Genomic DNA, 15,546 nt, shown 5'->3' on the forward strand with positions numbered 1-15,546 from the left:
CCGATGGAAAACGTAGCGAGGCCCTGGGCCGCACTTTGGTCCCTGGTCATCGGATTCTTCATGATCCTGATCGACACCACCATCGTCTCGGTGGCCAACCCCAGGATCATGGAAGGCCTGAACGCCGACATCAACTCGGTGATCTGGGTGACCAGCGCCTACCTGCTGGCCTACGCAGTCCCCCTGCTGATCACCGGCCGCCTCGGCGACCGCTTCGGTCCGAAGCGGCTCTACCTGGCCGGCCTGGTGGTGTTTACCCTGGCATCGCTCTGGTGCGGGCTCTCGGGCGACGTCCACACCCTGATTGAGGCGCGGGTGCTGCAGGGCCTCGGTGCCGCGATGATGACGCCGCAGACCATGGCCGTCATCACCCGGATCTTCCCGCCGGACCGCCGCGGCGCGGCCATGGGCATCTGGGGCGCCACGGCCGGCGTCGCCACGCTGGTGGGTCCGATCCTGGGCGGTGTCCTGGTGGACGGCCTGGGCTGGGAGTGGATCTTCTTCATCAACATCCCGGTCGGCATCGCCGGCTTTGTCCTTGCCTTGCGCTTCGTCCCCTCCCTGAGCACGCACCCGCACAAGTTCGACATCCCCGGTGTGCTGCTCAGCGCCGTCGGCCTCTTCCTCCTGGTGTTCGGCATCCAGGAGGGCGAGACCTACAACTGGGGCACCATCACCGGCCCCGTTACGGTGTGGGGCCTGATCATCGGCGGCATCGTGGTCCTGGTTGCGTTTGTGGCCTGGCAGCGGGTTAACAAGGGCGAGCCGCTGCTGCCGCTGGGTCTGTTCAAGGACCGAAACTTCTCGCTCGCGAACGTGGGCATCACCACCGTCGGCTTCACGGTGACCGCCTTCAGCCTCCCGCTGATCTTCTACTACCAGGTGGTCCGCGGCCTCACCCCGACCCAGTCCGCGCTCATGATGGTCCCAATGGCGGTGATCTCCGGCGGCCTGGCCCCGGTGGTGGGCCGGATCATCGACCGGGTCAACCCGAAATTCATCACCGCCGGCGGGCTGACCCTCATGTCGGTGGCGCTGTTCTGGAATGCCTCGCTGATGCATCCCGACACCCCGATCTGGCTCTTCCTGCTCCCCAGCGCAGTGCTCGGCTTCGCGAACGCCGGGATCTGGGCTCCGCTGAGCTCTACGGCCACCCGGAACCTGCCGCCTCGCCAGGCCGGGGCCGGCTCCGGCGTCTACAACACCACCCGCCAGATCGGCGCCGTGCTCGGCAGCGCGGCCATCGCCGTGCTGATCCAGGCCCGGCTCGCGGCCGAACTCCCCGCAGCCCCGGGTGCATCAGGAGGTCCGGCCCCGATGGCCTTTGGCGGCAAGCTGCCGGAGGCACTGCACGAGGGATTCTCGACGGCGATGGGCCAGTCCATCCTGCTGCCGGCGGCGGTGATCCTGCTCGGCGCGGCCGTGGCGCTGTTCTTCGCCAAGCCCCAGCCACAACGGGGCTGGGATACCCCGGGCGCGGTACCGGCGGCCAGCAGCGAACACTCCGTGGCGGACAGCACCGAGGCCAGGCGGGGCTAAGCCCGGATGCCCCCTGGGCCAGGCTCCCGCGGTGAGCCTAGTCCAGGAGCACGCTGGTCTGGATGCCGCCGGCGGTGAAGCCAAGGCTCCGGGCCAGGGCCAGCGAGCCCTTGTTGCTGACGTCGGCGCGCCACTGCAACGTCAGGCCCGAGGCGAGGGCCTCATGGGCAGCAATTGACGCGGCGAGCGTCCCGACGCCGCGGCGCCGCCACTCCGGTGCCACCAGCACCCCGAGCTGCGCCAGGATGCCTTCCCACTCGGTATAGGCGCCACACGCCACCGGCGTCCGGCGGCCGTCTTCCACGTGCATGATCGTGAAGCGGTGCTCCAGGTCCGCCAGGCCGACCTCATTGACGTCGTCCGGCGGGCACAGCGCTTCAAGCTCGATCGCTTCCGGGTTCCCGCGCGAGACGGTCAGCTCCTCGGAGGGCTGCTGCAGGGGCAGGTCGTCGGCGAAGAACAGTGCGGCGGCGCCCAGCCCGTGGCCGCCGTGCCCGCGGGTGATGGTCAGCAGCGTGACATGCTGGGCCAGCTCCTCGTCGGTGTAGCCGCCGGCGGCGTCGAGCGCCCATTGCGGTCCCACCAGCGCCGAGCTGCCGAACAGGCGGACGAACTGCAGGGAACGGCCAGCATCGTTGGCCCGGGTGAGGCGGCGGCCCGCGGCGCCCGCGAAGGCGCCGTCGTCGAATCCCAGCCTGCGGTCCCACGCGAGCTGGACAATTTCGGCGGAGCCGGGCTCAAGAGTCATGACCCAACCCTACCCACCGGCCGCGCTGAAGCCTTAGCCGAAGAGAACCGCGGCCTCCTCGTAGCGGTTCTTCGGCACGCTCTTGAGGTTGCCGAGGGCGGCGTCGAAGCCGACATGGACGATGTCGGTGCCGTGCAGGGACACCATGGTGCCCCAGCGCTGTTCGACCACGGAATCGATCGCGGCCATGCCGAGGCGGGTCGCGAGGACCCGGTCGAACGCCGTAGGGACGCCGCCACGCTGGATGTGTCCCAGCACGGTGGCCCGGGTCTCGATGCCGGTCCGTGCCTCCAGCTCGGGGGCCAGCAACTCGGCGATGCCGCCCAGGCGAGGGCGGCCGAACGTGTCCAGTCCACGCTCGGAGTGCGGCGATTCCTGGCCCTCCGGGACGAAGCCCTCGGCGACGACGACCAGCGGGGCGCGGCCGCGGTCGCGGGCCGAGAGGACCCATTCGGTAATCTGCTCCATCGAGGCCTTCTGCTCGGGAATCAGGATGGCGTGGGCGCCGGATGCCATCCCGGCGTGCAGCGCGATCCAGCCGACATGGCGGCCCATCACCTCCGCGATCATGGTCCGGTGGTGGGATTCCCCGGTGGTGCGCAGCCGGTCGATTGCCTCGGTGGCGATCTCGACGGCGGTATCGAAGCCGAAGGTGTAGTCGGTGGCGTCGAGGTCGTTGTCGACGGTCTTGGGCACGCCCACGATCCTTAGGCCGGCGTCGGTCAGGCGCTTCGCAGCGGCCAGGGTTCCTTCGCCGCCGATGGCGATGATGGCGTCGAGGCCGAGCCGCTCCATGTTCGCCTTGATGACCTCGGGGCCGCCGTTGTTCTCGAACGGGTTGGTCCGGGACGTTCCGAGGATGGTCCCGCCCTGCTTGGCAATGCCGCGGACGAGGGCGCGGGGAATGTCGACGACGTCGCCCTCGACCACGCCGCGCCAGCCGTCGAGGAATCCCACGAATTCGTGGCCATGCACGGCGATGCCCTTCAGGACGGCGCCGCGGATAACGGCGTTAAGTCCGGGGCAGTCTCCGCCGCTGGTGAGGATTCCAATTTTCATGTCTCGGCTCAAATCCTGGTTCGAAGGGGTACAGGCAGAGCGCCACGCTGAGCTCACCTAGAAGTCTACTGGCGCATGTGGGGCAGGACACAAACCGTGACCAACGACCAGTGCCCCCGCCGGCGGAGGCGGGGGCACTGGAACTGGGTGCCGGAACATGGTGGGCGGCCCGGGGGACCGGGAGCCCCGGGGACCTGCCTCGGCGGCCGGCTCGGCGGCTGGCCGGGCCGGCTAGGGCTGGCCGGCGCGCCGCTCGAGGAAGGATTCGAGGACGATCACATTCCGTTGGTCCGGCAGCACCAGCCAGGCGGCCAGGTAGAAGACGAAGGCTGGGCCGGGGAGGAGGGCGAACAGCAGGAACGCGATGCGGACGAACGCGACATCGACGTTCAGCTTGGCGGCAATCCCGCCGCAGACGCCGCCCAGCCAGCGCTGCGGACCGCGTTTCAGGCCGAAGCCCCGGACGATGCTGAAGAACTTATCCATGGTTCAAGCCTTCCCTGTCGTGGTGTCTTTGTCACGTCCGCGGGCGGACAGCAGCCCGCCGATCATGAGCGCTGCTCCGGCGCCGATCATCAGTCCGATCAGGACGTAGGTCCCGTTCAGGGTGACGATGCCGAGCCGGGAGATGATGGTCAGTGCGGCCAGGGCCAGCACAATCAGCCCCCAGACCACGGTGCCCACGCGGGCCCGCGGGCTGGCGGGAGTTTCCGTCGGGTTCGCTGCGGGGTCATAGCTGTTCATGTCAATTCCCTTCCTTCACGGTGATGTTGCTCAGCGTCCCCGAGATTTTGACGATCAGGCGCCCGCCGGCCTTGTCCGTGTTGTAGTCGCTCTGCTGGGTGGTCATGCCGCCGTGGTTGCCGCGGCCGTCGTTGAGGTTGCCCATGGTCAGGTCCGTTTGTACCTGGACCGGGACGGTGGCTGGAATTGCCACCGTGACGTTGCTCGCGGTGGCGTCCAGCCGGACCACGACGTCGGAGCCCAGCGGCGGGTTCAGGTTCAACTTGGTCAGGTCAACCGTTCCGGTCCCGCCGGTGATGTCGAAGCCGCCCGTCGCCTGCGCAATGCTCAGCGGGCTCCAGTCGACGTTCTGGAAGCGGGCCCGGTCGGCGTTGGGCACCAGGTTGAAGATTCCGCCGATGATCAGTGCGACGACGGCGAAGAAGCCCAGAATGCCGGCCGTGCGGCCGCGGAGCCCGGAAATGAGGATGCCGAGCCCCAGCACCGCCGCGCCGCTGGCCCACACCACGGCGTTGCCCGCGGTTCCCAGGCTGATCGCGTGGACGGCGTCGAGGGCCTTGATACCGCCGCCCACCAGCAGGGCGAGCCCCACGGTGACGGCAACGGCCGGGGCGCCGGGGCCCAGGTTGCGGGTCTTCGGGGCGGGCGCCGGGGGCGACACCGGACCGTAGGCGCCGTACCCGCCGCCGCTGCCGCCGCCGTAGGGCGGCGTGGGACCGGTTGCGGAGTGGTCCTGCCAGCCGCGGTCCGGGACGCCGTCCAACGGCAGGGTCGGGTTGGGCAGGGTCGGATTGGGCACGGCCGGGTTCGGTACGCCCTGACCGGGGAAGCCGGGGGCCTGTCCGGCCGGGCTGTAGGAGGGGTTGCCAGGGGCGCCGGGGTGGCGGGCCTTGTTGCGCTGGGTTAGGTAGTAGATGACGTAGATGGCGCCGCCCACCCAGAACACCGTCCAGACGAAGGCGCCGAAACCGTAGCGGTCCCAGCCCCAGGCGCCGCTGCCAAGGCTGGGGAAGCCGATGATGGTTGTCACGAGGGCGCCGGTCATGCCCGAGCTCCAGCGGCCCGCCGCCGCCTCCTGGACGTGGATCCGTCCGTCGGGCTCGGGGAGCAGGGCCCACGCCAGGCCGTAGAGCAGGACGCCGACGCCGGCGAACACCGTCAGCACGATCAGGATGCCCCGCACAATCAGCGGGTCGACGCCAAGGCGCTGCGCGATGCCGCTGGCGACGCCTCCGATCCATCGCTCGCGGCCCCGGTAAATGCCGTGGCCGCGGATCCAGTCAAAGAAGTTCTGCGGCTGCGCTCCGGGGGCGCCGGGGTAGGGCGGCGGCGTGGCGCCCGCGTGGGCGGGGTACGGCTCGCCTGGCGGGAGGAGGGGAGGCGCTTCCTGGCCGGGTCCGCCGTCGGGCGCCGGCTGATCAGCGGAACCGGCGGAACCGGCGGAACTTGCGGAGCCGGCGGAACTGGCGGAAGGAGCGTCCCACGTGCCGTCTGGCGTGCTGTCCGGTGTGCTTTCCGGACGGCCCGGGAGGCTCGGGTCTTCATCTGGGTGCGGAGTGTGCGGGTTCATACCTCGATCCTCCTGCCCGCGGGGGCCTCCGCTCTACCGGGGAACACCCTGAACTGTCCCTGAGCGGCCCCCGGTTCGGCCCGAAAACGGCTCCGGGAAACCCCGGTCCGTGCTTGGATTGAGCCATGACAACAGCCGTTTCCCGCCCGCCGCTGGCCCGTAGCAGCGAGCGCATGATCGCCGGAGTCTGCGCGGGCCTCGCGAACCACCTCGGCTGGCCGGTGCAGATGGTGCGGATCGGCATGGTTGTGGCGGCGCTCGCGGGCGGAGCCGGGGTCGCGTTCTATGCCTGGCTCTGGATCATGGTGCCCACAGCGGACGAGAGAGCCAAGCGCAACGCCCGGCAGCCGGCGTCGCCGATTGCCCCGGCGGTCAGTGACCGGGCCGGGGACGGCCTTCCCCCCGGCCCGGCCGCCGCCCGCCCCGGTGCGCCGGGCGGCTCCTGGCGGACCCGGTTCCCGGGCATGCCGTACGGCAAGGAGATCCTCCTCGGCGCCGGGCTGCTCATGGCCGGCGGCATCCTGATCGCGCGGCTCTTCGGCCTGGACGTCCCGCTCGGCACCCTGATCCCGGTGGCCGCGATCCTGGGCGGCGCCGCGATCGCCTGGATGCAGCTGGATGAGACCCGGCGCGCGGGCATCGTGGACAAGACCAAAGCGGACCAGGCCGGCGGCTGGGCACGCCTCGCGGCCGGCCTCGGCCTGGTGGTGGCCGGGGTGCTGCTGATGGTCTCGGGCTCCGGCTCCTGGGAGCAGACTTGGCTTGCGTTGCTGGCCTCCGTCGCCGTCCTCGGCGGGGTGGCGCTGGTGCTGCTGCCCTGGGGGCTGAAGTTCTGGCGGGACCTGGAGGCCGAGCGCGCCGGCCGGGTGCGGGCCACCGAACGGGCTGAGATCGCTGCCCACCTGCACGACTCGGTTCTTCAGACCCTGGCACTGATCCAGCGGCGGGCCGGCAACGAGCACGACGTCGTCCGCCTGGCCCGCGCCCAGGAACGGGAACTGCGGGGCTGGCTCTATCGTGACCCGGGACGTGAAACGGGCCAGCTCTCCGACGCGCTCCAGGCCGCCGCAGCCGAGGTGGAAGATTCTCTCGGGCACGCCGTGGACGTCGTAACCGTCGGCGACTGCGCCCTCACCGAACGCCTTGAGGCGATGGTCCAGGCCGCGCGCGAGGCCATGCTCAACGCCGCCCGCCACGGCGGCGGCGCGGTCTCGGTCTACCTGGAAGTCACCGACGACGCCGCCGAGGTCTTCGTCAAGGACCGCGGCCCCGGCTTCGATCCGGGGTCCATCCCCCCCGACCGCCTGGGCGTGCGTGAATCCATGATCGGACGGATGCGGCGCCACGGCGGCACCGCCACCATCGCCAGCAGCCCCGACGGCACCGAGGTCCGGCTGAGACTGCCGCTGGCTGCCACCGCGGGAACCAGTGGCAGCGCGGGAAGCAACGGGACCGCCGGAACCAACGGCACCGCCGGAACGAACAGGACCGCCGGAACGAACGGAGAGGACACACAGTGAGCAACCAGCCAGTCGCCGGCGCCGGGGGACGGACCCCATCCGGTGCCACGCGCGTCGTGATCGTCGATGACCACGCCATCTTCCGCTCCGGGCTGAAGGCCGACCTGGATGCCGATATCGTCGTGGTCGGTGAGGCCGGGACGGTGGAGGAAGCGGTCGCCGTGATCGCCGCTGCACGGCCCGACGTCGTCCTGCTGGACGTGCACCTCCCCGGCGGACTGGGCGGCGGCGGCCGTGACGTGCTGGCTGGCTCCGGGCCGCTGCTGGGGAGCACCAGGTTCCTCGCGCTGAGCGTCTCGGATGCCGCCGAGGACGTCGTATCCGTGATCCGCGCCGGGGCTAGGGGCTACGTCACCAAGACGATCTCCGGGGCAGAGATCAGCGACGCGGTGCGGCGGGTAGCGGGCGGCGACGCCGTGTTCTCACCCCGGCTGGCGGGCTTTGTCCTGGACGCCTTCGGCACCGCCCCCGCGGACATCGCCGACAACGAGCTGGACCGCCTGTCGGCCCGCGAACTCGAAGTGATGCGGCTGATCGCCCGCGGCTACAGCTACAAGGAAGTCGCCAAGGAGCTGTTCATCTCGATCAAGACGGTCGAGACCCACGTTTCCGCGGTGCTGCGCAAACTCCAGCTCTCCAGCCGGCACGAGCTGACCCGCTGGGCCGCGGAGCGCCGCCTCCTCTGACATAAAGATGCTCTATCACTTAGGGTCCCTATGCCCCCGGCATAAGGACCCTAAGTGATGGAGCATCAGAGGTTCGGGGCTGCTATTTGGCCTTGCCGAGGAAATCCTGGAGACGGCCGACGCCGGTGGCGAGGTCTTCGTCGCCCAGCGCGTAGGAGAGCCGCAGGTAGCCGGAGGGGCCGAAGGCCTCACCGGGGACCACCGCCACCTCCACCTCATCCAGGATCAGCGCGGCGAGCTCGGCCGACGTCGAGGGCCGGACGGGGCCGTTCGCGGTGGGGAACTCCTTGCCCAGCAGCGCCCGGACGTCCGCGTAGACATAGAACGCGCCCTTGGGGGTGGGGCAGTCCACGCCCTCGATCGCGTTGAGGCCGGCCACGATGGCCTTGCGCCGGCGGTCGAAGGCCACCTTCATCTCATCCACCGCGGTGAGGGGACCGGACACGGCCGCGAGGGCCGCGATCTGCATGATGTTGGAGACGTTGGACGTCGCGTGCGATTGCAGGTTGGTGGCGGCCTTGATGACGTCGGCAGGGCCGATCATCCATCCGACCCGCCAGCCGGTCATGGCGTAGGTCTTGGCGACGCCGTTGAGGATGACCACCTTGTCGCCGAGTTCGGGGGCCGCGGTGGCGATCGAGGTGAACGGCACGCCGTCGTAGGTCAGGTGCTCGTAAATCTCGTCGGTGACCACCCAGAGGCCCTTGGCGGCGGCCCACTGGCCGATCTCCTTGACCTGCTCCGGCGAGTAGACGGCGCCGGTGGGGTTGGACGGGGAAACGAAGAGCAGGATCTTGGTCCGGTCCGTGAGGGCCGCTTCCAACTGCTCCACGGTGACCAGGTAGCCCTGCTCGGGGCCGGCGAAGACCTCCACCGGAACACCGCCGGCCAGCCGGATGGCTTCGGGGTAGGTGGTCCAGAACGGCGTCGGGACAATCACCTCGTCGCCCGGGTCCAGCAGCGTGGCGAAGGTGTTGTAGACGGCCTGCTTGCCGCCGTTGGTGACCAGCACCTGGGAGGCTTCGGCCTTGTAGCCGGAGTCCCGGAAAGTCTTGTCCGCGATGGCCTGCTTCAGCTCCGGCAGCCCACCGGCAGGGGAATACCGGTGGTACTTCGGCTGGCCCGCTGCCTCGATGGCGGCGTCGACGATGTACCCCGGAGTGGGGAAGTCGGGTTCGCCGGCGCCGAAACCAATGACCGGCCGGCCGGCCGCCTTCAACGCCTTCGCCTTGGCATCAACAGCCAGTGTGGCGGATTCGGCTATGGCGGAAATGCGCTGGGAGATGCGGGCGGCAGGCATTGGGGTCCGTTCTTCGCGTTCAGCTCGTGGCTGGATGTGGGATTCGACGAAATCTACTCTATGCTGTTCAGCGGATCCTCCGGGGTGCCGGGTGTGAATGTGACCCATCGCGGGAATGGGACCTCAGGGTCCGCCGATTTCCGCAGGCCGCCGGGGTCCGGAGGGAGCCGGTTCGACGTGGACGCAGTTGTTGCGTAGACTGGTTCTCCGGTGTTGAAAACACGATGATGGCGTGCGCCTCAGGGAAACCTGTGGAATACGCGCAGTCTGACCGGTTTTCGATCCATAGGGTAGTGGCGCAATTGGTAGCGCAGCGGTCTCCAAAACCGCAGGTTGCAGGTTCGAGTCCTGTCTGCCCTGCGCAAGCTGTTCCGGGGTTTATCGGAACCAGCGCAGCAACCATGGTTCAGTCCAGAGCCGGGTATCCGACATCGCGAGGATGAGTGAGGATCAGGTGACCGAAACAGCTGCCAGCAGCTCCCAAGGCCGCCCCGCCAAGAATGCCCCCAAGGCAGGATTCTTCGCTCGGATTGCACTCTTCGCCCGCCAGGTCATCGGCGAACTGAAGAAGGTCGTTGCACCCACCCGCAAGGAACTGATCAACTACACGCTCGTGGTGCTGGTGTTCGTGGTCATCATGATGGTGATCGTCACCCTGCTGGACCTGGCCTTCGGGACCGGAGTGAGCTGGGTCTTCGGCAAAACAGGCGCCACGGACCGCTAAGGCGACCGGTCCGCAGACTGCGTGGACTCCGGGAAACCGGAGCTTCCGCGGGGTGTGCGGAATTGAGTCATTTAAATAGGCATGTTAGGCAATGAGGAAGCAGGAGACCAAGTGTCTGAGCAGGAGCTCGAGGTAAACGAGACTGAGCTGGATAAGAGCCAGGACGCCGCGGTGGAAACCACGGAAGAGTCCGAGGCTGAGTCTGCTGCGCCCGCATCCGACGACGCCGAGGAGTCTGCCGACGAAGCCGTAGCCGCCGAGGAAACCGAAGCCGGCGAGGAGGGCGACGCTCTCGCCGTGGCCGCCGCCGCTGCCGAGGTCGACCCCGCCGAAGAGTTCAAGGCCAAGCTGCGCCGCCAGGAGGGTGACTGGTACGTCATCCACTCCTACGCCGGCTACGAAAACCGCGTCAAGGCCAACCTTGAAACCCGCATCCAGACCCTGGACATGGAAGATTACATCTTCGAGATCCAGGTGCCGATGGAGGAAGTCGTTGAGATCAAGAACGCTCAGCGCAAGGTCATCAACCGAGTCCGCATCCCCGGCTACGTCCTGGTTCGTATGGACCTGACGGACGCCTCGTGGGGCGCCGTCCGCCACACCCCGGGCGTCACCGGCTTCGTGGGCAACGCCCACAACCCCGTGCCGCTGCGCCTCGACGAGGTCTTCTCCATGCTCGCGCCGGTCTTCGAAGAAGAGCAGGCCGAGAAGGGCAAGCCGGTCAAGCACGCTGCCGCCGCGGTCGACGTCGACTTCGAGGTTGGCGAATCGGTTATCGTCAAGGAGGGTCCCTTCGAGACCCTGCCCGCCACGATCTCCGAGATCAAGGTCGATTCGCAGACCCTCGTGGTGCTGGTCTCCATCTTCGAGCGCGAGACCCCCGTCACCCTGGCGTTCAACCAGGTCAGCAAGATCTAGCTTCATCCACAGAATTCGCCCCGGGCTGCCCGCTTAGCAGCCCCGGAGCGGCCGGCCGCCTCGCCATGGCGGCCACCAACCTGAGGCACGCTCCTGTGTCCCAGGACGTAATTGAGAGAAGGACCCTACATTGGCTCCCAAGAAGAAGGTCACCGGCCTCATCAAGCTGCAGATCCAGGCAGGTGCCGCCAACCCGGCCCCGCCGATCGGTCCTGCGCTTGGCCAGCACGGTGTCAACATCATGGAATTCTGCAAGGCGTACAACGCTGCGACGGAAGCCCAGCGCGGCAACGTTATTCCGGTGGAAATCACGGTCTACGAGGACCGCTCGTTCACGTTCATCACCAAGACCCCGCCGGCTGCGGAGCTCATCAAGAAGGCTGCAGGCGTCGCCAAGGGTTCGGCTACCCCGCACACCGTCAAGGTTGCCAAGCTGACCCAGGCCCAGGTCAACGAGATCGCCTCCACCAAGATGGAAGACCTCAACGCGACCAGCCTGGAAGGCGCCGCGAAGATCATCGCCGGCACCGCCCGCTCCATGGGTATCACCGTCGAAGGCTAATTGCCTTCCCCGCCGGGAGACCGGCACCACCTAAACATTGAGATGTCGGACATCCGGAACGGATCAACCGTTCAGTAATCCGACTGTGGCAGGGCCCAGCGCGGTCCGCAGACCACAACTGCACAAGGAGAATAAGCAGCATGGCAAAGCGCAGCAAAGCATATGAGGCAGCCGCCGCCAAGATCGACGCGGAGAAGTTCTACGCGCCGTTCGAGGCAGTGACCCTCGCCAAGGACACCAACCCGTCCAAGTTCGACGCCACCGTTGAGGTCGCGTTCCGCCTCGGCGTCGACCCCCGCAAGGCCGACCAGATGGTCCGCGGCACCGTCAACCTTCCGCACGGCACCGGCAAGGTCGCCCGCGTCCTCGTCTTCGCCACCGGCGACAAGGCTGAGGCCGCCATCGCCGCCGGCGCCGACTTCGTTGGTTCCGACGACCTGATCGAAAAGATCGCCGGCGGCTGGACCGACTTCGACGCAGCCGTCGCCACCCCTGACCTCATGGGCAAGGTTGGCCGCCTCGGTAAGGTCCTCGGCCCGCGCAACCTGATGCCGAACCCGAAGACCGGCACCGTGACCGCTGACGTCACCAAGGCCGTCAACGACATCAAGGGCGGCAAGATCGACTTCCGCGTCGACAAGCACTCGAACCTGCACTTCATCATCGGCAAGGTATCCTTCGACGCCATCAAGCTGGCCGAGAACTACGCGGCCGCACTGGAAGAGGTTCTTCGCCTCAAGCCGTCCGCTTCCAAGGGCCGCTACATCCAGAAGGCCACCGTCGCCACCACGTTCGGCCCGGGCATCTCGGTTGACCCCAACGTCACCAAGGTCCTGACCGAGGTCTAATCCTCAACAGGCCTGCCGGCATAAGCAGCGAAAAGACCGTCCCGCATCCGCGGGGCGGTCTTTTCTGCATTCCGGGCGCCCGTTAGGCTGACCCGGTGAACGCCGCCACGTACCGCATAGAAGCCCTGGCCCTCCCCGAATCGCTCGACGCGCCGGACGCCGCAGAGTTCCTCGAAGTCGGCCGACTCTGTGACGCCCTGACGCTGGAAACCTGGGGCAGCCTGGACCGCGCGACGATGCCGCAGGCGCGGCTGCGCTATTGGCGGGACAACGCCTATACCCGGATGCGGATCTTCTTCGTGCGCGTCGACGGACAGATGGCGGCGAGGTCCTGGGTCCGATTCGAGCAACAGGAAAACCTGGGCAGTGCGCTCCTGCACGTTGCCGTGCTGAAGGCATACGCCGGACGGGGGATGGGCCGCGCGCTGCTCGAGCACGCCGAAGCGCTGGCCGCCGCCGACGGCCGCACCGTCCTGAAGAGCCGACATGCTCGCGCCGCTGACCGGCACCGGTGCGGTGCCGGCGGCTGCGCGCGCTGTCCGCTTCGCCACCAAGGCGGGCTACCGGCTCGAACAGGTGGAACGGTACAGCAGCCTGGACGTCACCGCCGCCGCCCCTGAACTTGACCGCCTGGAAAACGAAGCGCGGACCCGGGCAACAGCGTACGAACTGTTGAGCTGGACGGACCACTGCCCGGAGGAGCACGTGGCGCAACTTGCCGTCCTGATGTCGCGGATGAGCACCGACGCGCCGACGGGGGGCCTCAGCTACGAGGAGGAAACCTGGGACGCCGCCCGCGTCCGCCACGTCGAGGACACTTGGAAGCGGGCCGGCAACACCTCGCTCGTGACGGCCGCACGGCACCGGGACAGCGGCGAGCTGGCGGCCTATTCCGTGCTCGAACTGGCGCCCGGCAAGCCCTGGCTGGCGGAGCAGGACGACACCCTCGTCGCCGCCGCCCACCGCGGCCACCGCCTGGGGATGCTCGTCAAGATCGCCAATCTCCGGCGCCTCTCGGACTACCCGGACGTCCGGCGGGTCACCACCTTCAACGCCGCCGAAAACGGCCACATGCTGGCGATCAACGTCGCCCTCGGATTCCGGCCGGCAGGCTGGGACGGGGAGTGGCAGAAGTCCGCCGAGGCGGGCAGCACGGTCGCGCCGGACTGAGTTCCGCCAGGGGAGCCCGGAGGGCGGAAAACTGAGCCCGCCGGGCCATGGAATGCGGGCCCGAACGGGCATATGCTGACGCTTGAAAGGCGGCAGAATGGCTGGGAACATGCCCGCTATGGCAAACGAGGTACAGGTCGAGCAACTCTGGATCCCGGATTCGCTGGACGGACCGGATGCGGCGGACTTCCTTGCCGCCGTCGAAGTGGGCCGGAAGGTCCGGATGCAGACCTGGGGGAGCGACGACCTCGCCTACGCCCCGCTGGAGAAGCTGCTCGAAATGGCCGACCCCTATGAACGGCAGGTGATCCTGGTGGCCAGGGTCGACGGCGAGATCGTGGGGACCGTGGACATCGCGCTGCCGCTCTCCGACAACCTGGACCTCGCCGAATTCACCCTGGACATCCTGCCCGAGTTCCAGGGCCGGGGCGTCGGCCGGCGGCTGCTGGAGGCGGCGGAGCGCTTCGCCCGGGACGAGGGCCGCCACACCATCCTGATCGACACGAACCATCCCGGTGCCACGCTGGCGGACAGCAAAGCGGGGCAGCTGATCCCCGGCTCCGGCCTCGGGTTCGTTCCGCTGAACAGCCGGGAGGTGGAGTTCGCCCAGCACACCGGCTACACCTTGCAGCACATCGAACAGTTCAGCTCCTGCGCCCTGCCCCTGGACAGCAAGCTCGTCGCCGACCTGCAGGCGGAGGCGGAGGAGGCCAACGCCGGGCGGTACCGGCTGCACCACTGGACGGACCGCTGCCCCGAGCAGTGGCTTGAGGCCGTGGCGGCACTGGAGAACCAGGCCCGGGAAGACGGGATCCCCGGGACTGAAGACGCGGACCTGGTGTTCGACGGCGGGATCCTCCGCGAGGCGGAAGACGTCGCCATCGCGCAGGGCCGCCGGACCGTGGTCACCGCCGTCGAACACATCGCCAGCGGGGCACTGGTGGGGCTGACGACCATCAGTGTCCTGGCGCTGCGCCCCGACGTCGTCTTCCAGGACGACACCGTCGTCCTCCGGGAGCACCGCGGCAACAAGCTCGGGCTGCTGATCAAGGTGGCCAACATGGAACGGCTCACCGAGCAGTTCCCGGACGCGCGGGTCCTCTACACCTGGAACGCCCCGGAAAACCGCTACCTCCTCACCGTGAACAAACAGCTCGGCTTCACGACGGCCGGCGTGACGGGCATCTGGCAGAAGGAACTGCCCGACTTCGGACCCAGCGTCAGCTGAGCCGATTTGGAACGCGCGGGCCTCGTCCCGTAAGCTGGGAAGACCAAAGACCGTCGGTTGTTGGAAATCCACTCTCCCAAGCAAGGCTCACTTCTGCAGCCGCGCCGGGGAGGCGCAGTGAATCTCCAGACGAAGGACCCTGAACATAGGGCGGCCGGCGCAGGTGAACGAAGCAAAGCTCCGCGGTCATTGACCGCGTCGAGACAAGCCCCGTGCATCTGCGCGGGGCGTTTTTAGTTGTTAGCTCATCCGAGCGGGGACCCGGACATACCGGCACTATCCCCGGAAGGAGGGTTATGGCAACGCCTACCAAGGTTTCAGCAGTAGCTGAGATCACTAACGATTTCAAGGAATCGAACGCCGCTGTCCTGACCGAATACCGTGGGCTCACCGTTGCACAGCTCAAGCAGCTGCGTGTTTCTCTCGGCCAGGACACCAAGTTCGCGGTCGTCAAGAACACCCTGACCGCCATTGCAGCCAAGGAAGCCGGCGTCGAAGCATTCGACGGCCAGCTTGCCGGCCCCACTGCAATCGCGTTCATCAAGGGTGACGCAGTTGCAGCTGCCAAGAGCCTGACGGATTTTGCCAAGGCCAACAAGCAGCTGGTCATCAAGACCGGTTACTTCGAGGGCAAGGCACTGAACGCCAGCGAAGTTGCTGCCCTGGCAGCACTCGAGTCCCGCGAGCTGCAGCTCGCCAAGGTTGCAGGCATCCTCAAGGCTCCTGCTGCCGCTGCTGCACGCATCATCGACGCCCTGCGCCTCAAGCTTGAAGAAGAGAACGGTGCACCGGCAGCTGCCGAAGCGCCCGCCGCTGAAGAAGCCCCGGCCGCAGAAGCAGCAGAGACCGAAGCTCCGGCCGAAGCCGCAGCCACCGAAGAGAACTAACTCTCTTTCAAACCAGACTCCGGTGCGAAGGCAACGGCCCCCG

General features: G+C 67.9%; 16 protein-coding genes and 1 tRNA gene. 11 read left to right on the top strand and 6 right to left on the bottom strand.

All coding sequences use genetic code 11. From position 1 onward, the window contains the following. Positions 1-3: 3 nt before the first annotated feature. Entirely contained in the window at positions 4-1,539 is a 1,536-nt protein-coding gene (locus ACZ5Z0_RS13065) for a DHA2 family efflux MFS transporter permease subunit (RefSeq protein WP_464108811.1), read from the top strand. Positions 1,540-1,576: 37 nt separating this feature from the next. On the opposite strand, the gene ACZ5Z0_RS13070 is transcribed toward ACZ5Z0_RS13065, so the two are convergent. From ACZ5Z0_RS13070 to ACZ5Z0_RS13090, 5 genes are all read right to left on the bottom strand, one after another. Beyond that, the gene (locus ACZ5Z0_RS13070; RefSeq protein ID WP_464108812.1) at positions 1,577-2,287 is read right to left on the bottom strand and encodes a GNAT family N-acetyltransferase; all 711 of its coding nucleotides are present in this window, start codon (positions 2,285-2,287) and stop codon (positions 1,577-1,579) included. A gap of 33 nt (positions 2,288-2,320) precedes the next feature. Then, complete coding sequence (locus ACZ5Z0_RS13075) at positions 2,321-3,346, bottom strand: 6-phosphofructokinase (RefSeq protein ID WP_464108813.1); 1,026 nt, start codon at positions 3,344-3,346, stop codon at positions 2,321-2,323. A 231-nt stretch (positions 3,347-3,577) separates the two neighbouring features. After that, the gene (locus ACZ5Z0_RS13080; protein WP_464108814.1) at positions 3,578-3,832 is read right to left on the bottom strand and encodes a PspC domain-containing protein; all 255 of its coding nucleotides are present in this window, start codon (positions 3,830-3,832) and stop codon (positions 3,578-3,580) included. Positions 3,833-3,835: 3 nt separating this feature from the next. Then, a complete protein-coding gene (locus ACZ5Z0_RS13085) occupies positions 3,836-4,090 on the bottom strand; it encodes a hypothetical protein (RefSeq protein ID WP_464108815.1) in 255 nt (84 codons plus the stop codon). Between the two features lies 1 nt (position 4,091). Then, positions 4,092-5,660, bottom strand: coding sequence for a PspC domain-containing protein (locus ACZ5Z0_RS13090; protein WP_464108816.1), 1,569 nt, complete (start codon positions 5,658-5,660; stop codon positions 4,092-4,094). A gap of 125 nt (positions 5,661-5,785) precedes the next feature. On the opposite strand from ACZ5Z0_RS13090, the gene ACZ5Z0_RS13095 reads away from it, so the two are divergent. Continuing rightward, on the top strand, positions 5,786-7,180 hold the full coding sequence (locus ACZ5Z0_RS13095) for an ATP-binding protein (RefSeq protein ID WP_464108817.1): 1,395 nt from the start codon (positions 5,786-5,788) through the stop codon (positions 7,178-7,180). Further along, positions 7,177-7,866, top strand: coding sequence for a LuxR C-terminal-related transcriptional regulator (locus tag ACZ5Z0_RS13100; RefSeq protein ID WP_464108818.1), 690 nt, complete (start codon positions 7,177-7,179; stop codon positions 7,864-7,866). Before ACZ5Z0_RS13095 ends, ACZ5Z0_RS13100 begins: the two co-directional genes overlap by 4 nt. 82 nt (positions 7,867-7,948) lie before the next feature. Here ACZ5Z0_RS13100 and ACZ5Z0_RS13105 read toward each other — a convergent pair whose 3' ends face one another. Beyond that, a complete protein-coding gene (locus ACZ5Z0_RS13105; RefSeq protein ID WP_464108819.1) occupies positions 7,949-9,166 on the bottom strand; it encodes a pyridoxal phosphate-dependent aminotransferase in 1,218 nt (405 codons plus the stop codon). A gap of 287 nt (positions 9,167-9,453) precedes the next feature. Here ACZ5Z0_RS13105 and ACZ5Z0_RS13110 point away from each other — a divergent pair. The 8 genes from ACZ5Z0_RS13110 to rplJ all read left to right on the top strand — a co-directional run bounded on the left by ACZ5Z0_RS13110 (position 9,454) and on the right by rplJ (position 15,503). Further along, a tRNA-Trp gene (locus tag ACZ5Z0_RS13110) sits at positions 9,454-9,526 on the top strand. A gap of 79 nt (positions 9,527-9,605) precedes the next feature. Then, complete coding sequence (secE, locus tag ACZ5Z0_RS13115; RefSeq protein ID WP_464108820.1) at positions 9,606-9,890, top strand: preprotein translocase subunit SecE; 285 nt, start codon at positions 9,606-9,608, stop codon at positions 9,888-9,890. Between the two features lie 111 nt (positions 9,891-10,001). Further along, a complete protein-coding gene (gene nusG, locus ACZ5Z0_RS13120; protein ID WP_464108821.1) occupies positions 10,002-10,808 on the top strand; it encodes a transcription termination/antitermination protein NusG in 807 nt (268 codons plus the stop codon). A 130-nt stretch (positions 10,809-10,938) separates the two neighbouring features. Next, positions 10,939-11,370 (top strand): 50S ribosomal protein L11, encoded by a 432-nt coding sequence (gene rplK / locus ACZ5Z0_RS13125; protein WP_003803853.1) that lies wholly within the window; start codon positions 10,939-10,941, stop codon positions 11,368-11,370. Positions 11,371-11,510: 140 nt separating this feature from the next. Further along, positions 11,511-12,218 carry a 50S ribosomal protein L1 gene (gene rplA / locus ACZ5Z0_RS13130; RefSeq protein ID WP_138768556.1) on the top strand — a complete coding sequence of 236 codons (708 nt, stop codon included), beginning with the start codon at positions 11,511-11,513 and terminating at the stop codon, positions 12,216-12,218. A gap of 95 nt (positions 12,219-12,313) precedes the next feature. Continuing rightward, on the top strand, positions 12,314-12,838 hold the full coding sequence (locus ACZ5Z0_RS13135; protein ID WP_464108822.1) for a GNAT family N-acetyltransferase: 525 nt from the start codon (positions 12,314-12,316) through the stop codon (positions 12,836-12,838). A gap of 668 nt (positions 12,839-13,506) precedes the next feature. Further along, the gene (locus ACZ5Z0_RS13140; protein WP_464108823.1) at positions 13,507-14,616 is read left to right on the top strand and encodes a GNAT family N-acetyltransferase; all 1,110 of its coding nucleotides are present in this window, start codon (positions 13,507-13,509) and stop codon (positions 14,614-14,616) included. Positions 14,617-14,912: 296 nt separating this feature from the next. Continuing rightward, positions 14,913-15,503 carry a 50S ribosomal protein L10 gene (rplJ, locus tag ACZ5Z0_RS13145; RefSeq protein WP_138768559.1) on the top strand — a complete coding sequence of 197 codons (591 nt, stop codon included), beginning with the start codon at positions 14,913-14,915 and terminating at the stop codon, positions 15,501-15,503. The last annotated feature ends 43 nt before the right edge of the window (positions 15,504-15,546 follow it).

This window comes from Arthrobacter sp. T2-23, assembly GCF_055398325.1.

Coding starts and splice junctions, on each gene's coding strand:
- ACZ5Z0_RS13065 (WP_464108811.1), top strand. CDS start 4: ATGGAAAACGTAGCGAGGCCCTGGGCCGCACTTTGGTCCCTGGTCATC.
- rplA (WP_138768556.1), top strand. CDS start 11,511: ATGGCAAAGCGCAGCAAAGCATATGAGGCAGCCGCCGCCAAGATCGAC.
- ACZ5Z0_RS13090 (WP_464108816.1), bottom strand. CDS start 5,660: ATGAACCCGCACACTCCGCACCCAGATGAAGACCCGAGCCTCCCGGGC.
- ACZ5Z0_RS13140 (WP_464108823.1), top strand. CDS start 13,507: ATGGCAAACGAGGTACAGGTCGAGCAACTCTGGATCCCGGATTCGCTG.
- secE (WP_464108820.1), top strand. CDS start 9,606: ATGAGTGAGGATCAGGTGACCGAAACAGCTGCCAGCAGCTCCCAAGGC.
- ACZ5Z0_RS13080 (WP_464108814.1), bottom strand. CDS start 3,832: ATGGATAAGTTCTTCAGCATCGTCCGGGGCTTCGGCCTGAAACGCGGT.
- ACZ5Z0_RS13075 (WP_464108813.1), bottom strand. CDS start 3,346: ATGAAAATTGGAATCCTCACCAGCGGCGGAGACTGCCCCGGACTTAAC.
- ACZ5Z0_RS13105 (WP_464108819.1), bottom strand. CDS start 9,166: ATGCCTGCCGCCCGCATCTCCCAGCGCATTTCCGCCATAGCCGAATCC.
- rplJ (WP_138768559.1), top strand. CDS start 14,913: ATGGCAACGCCTACCAAGGTTTCAGCAGTAGCTGAGATCACTAACGAT.
- ACZ5Z0_RS13085 (WP_464108815.1), bottom strand. CDS start 4,090: ATGAACAGCTATGACCCCGCAGCGAACCCGACGGAAACTCCCGCCAGC.
- ACZ5Z0_RS13095 (WP_464108817.1), top strand. CDS start 5,786: ATGACAACAGCCGTTTCCCGCCCGCCGCTGGCCCGTAGCAGCGAGCGC.
- ACZ5Z0_RS13070 (WP_464108812.1), bottom strand. CDS start 2,287: ATGACTCTTGAGCCCGGCTCCGCCGAAATTGTCCAGCTCGCGTGGGAC.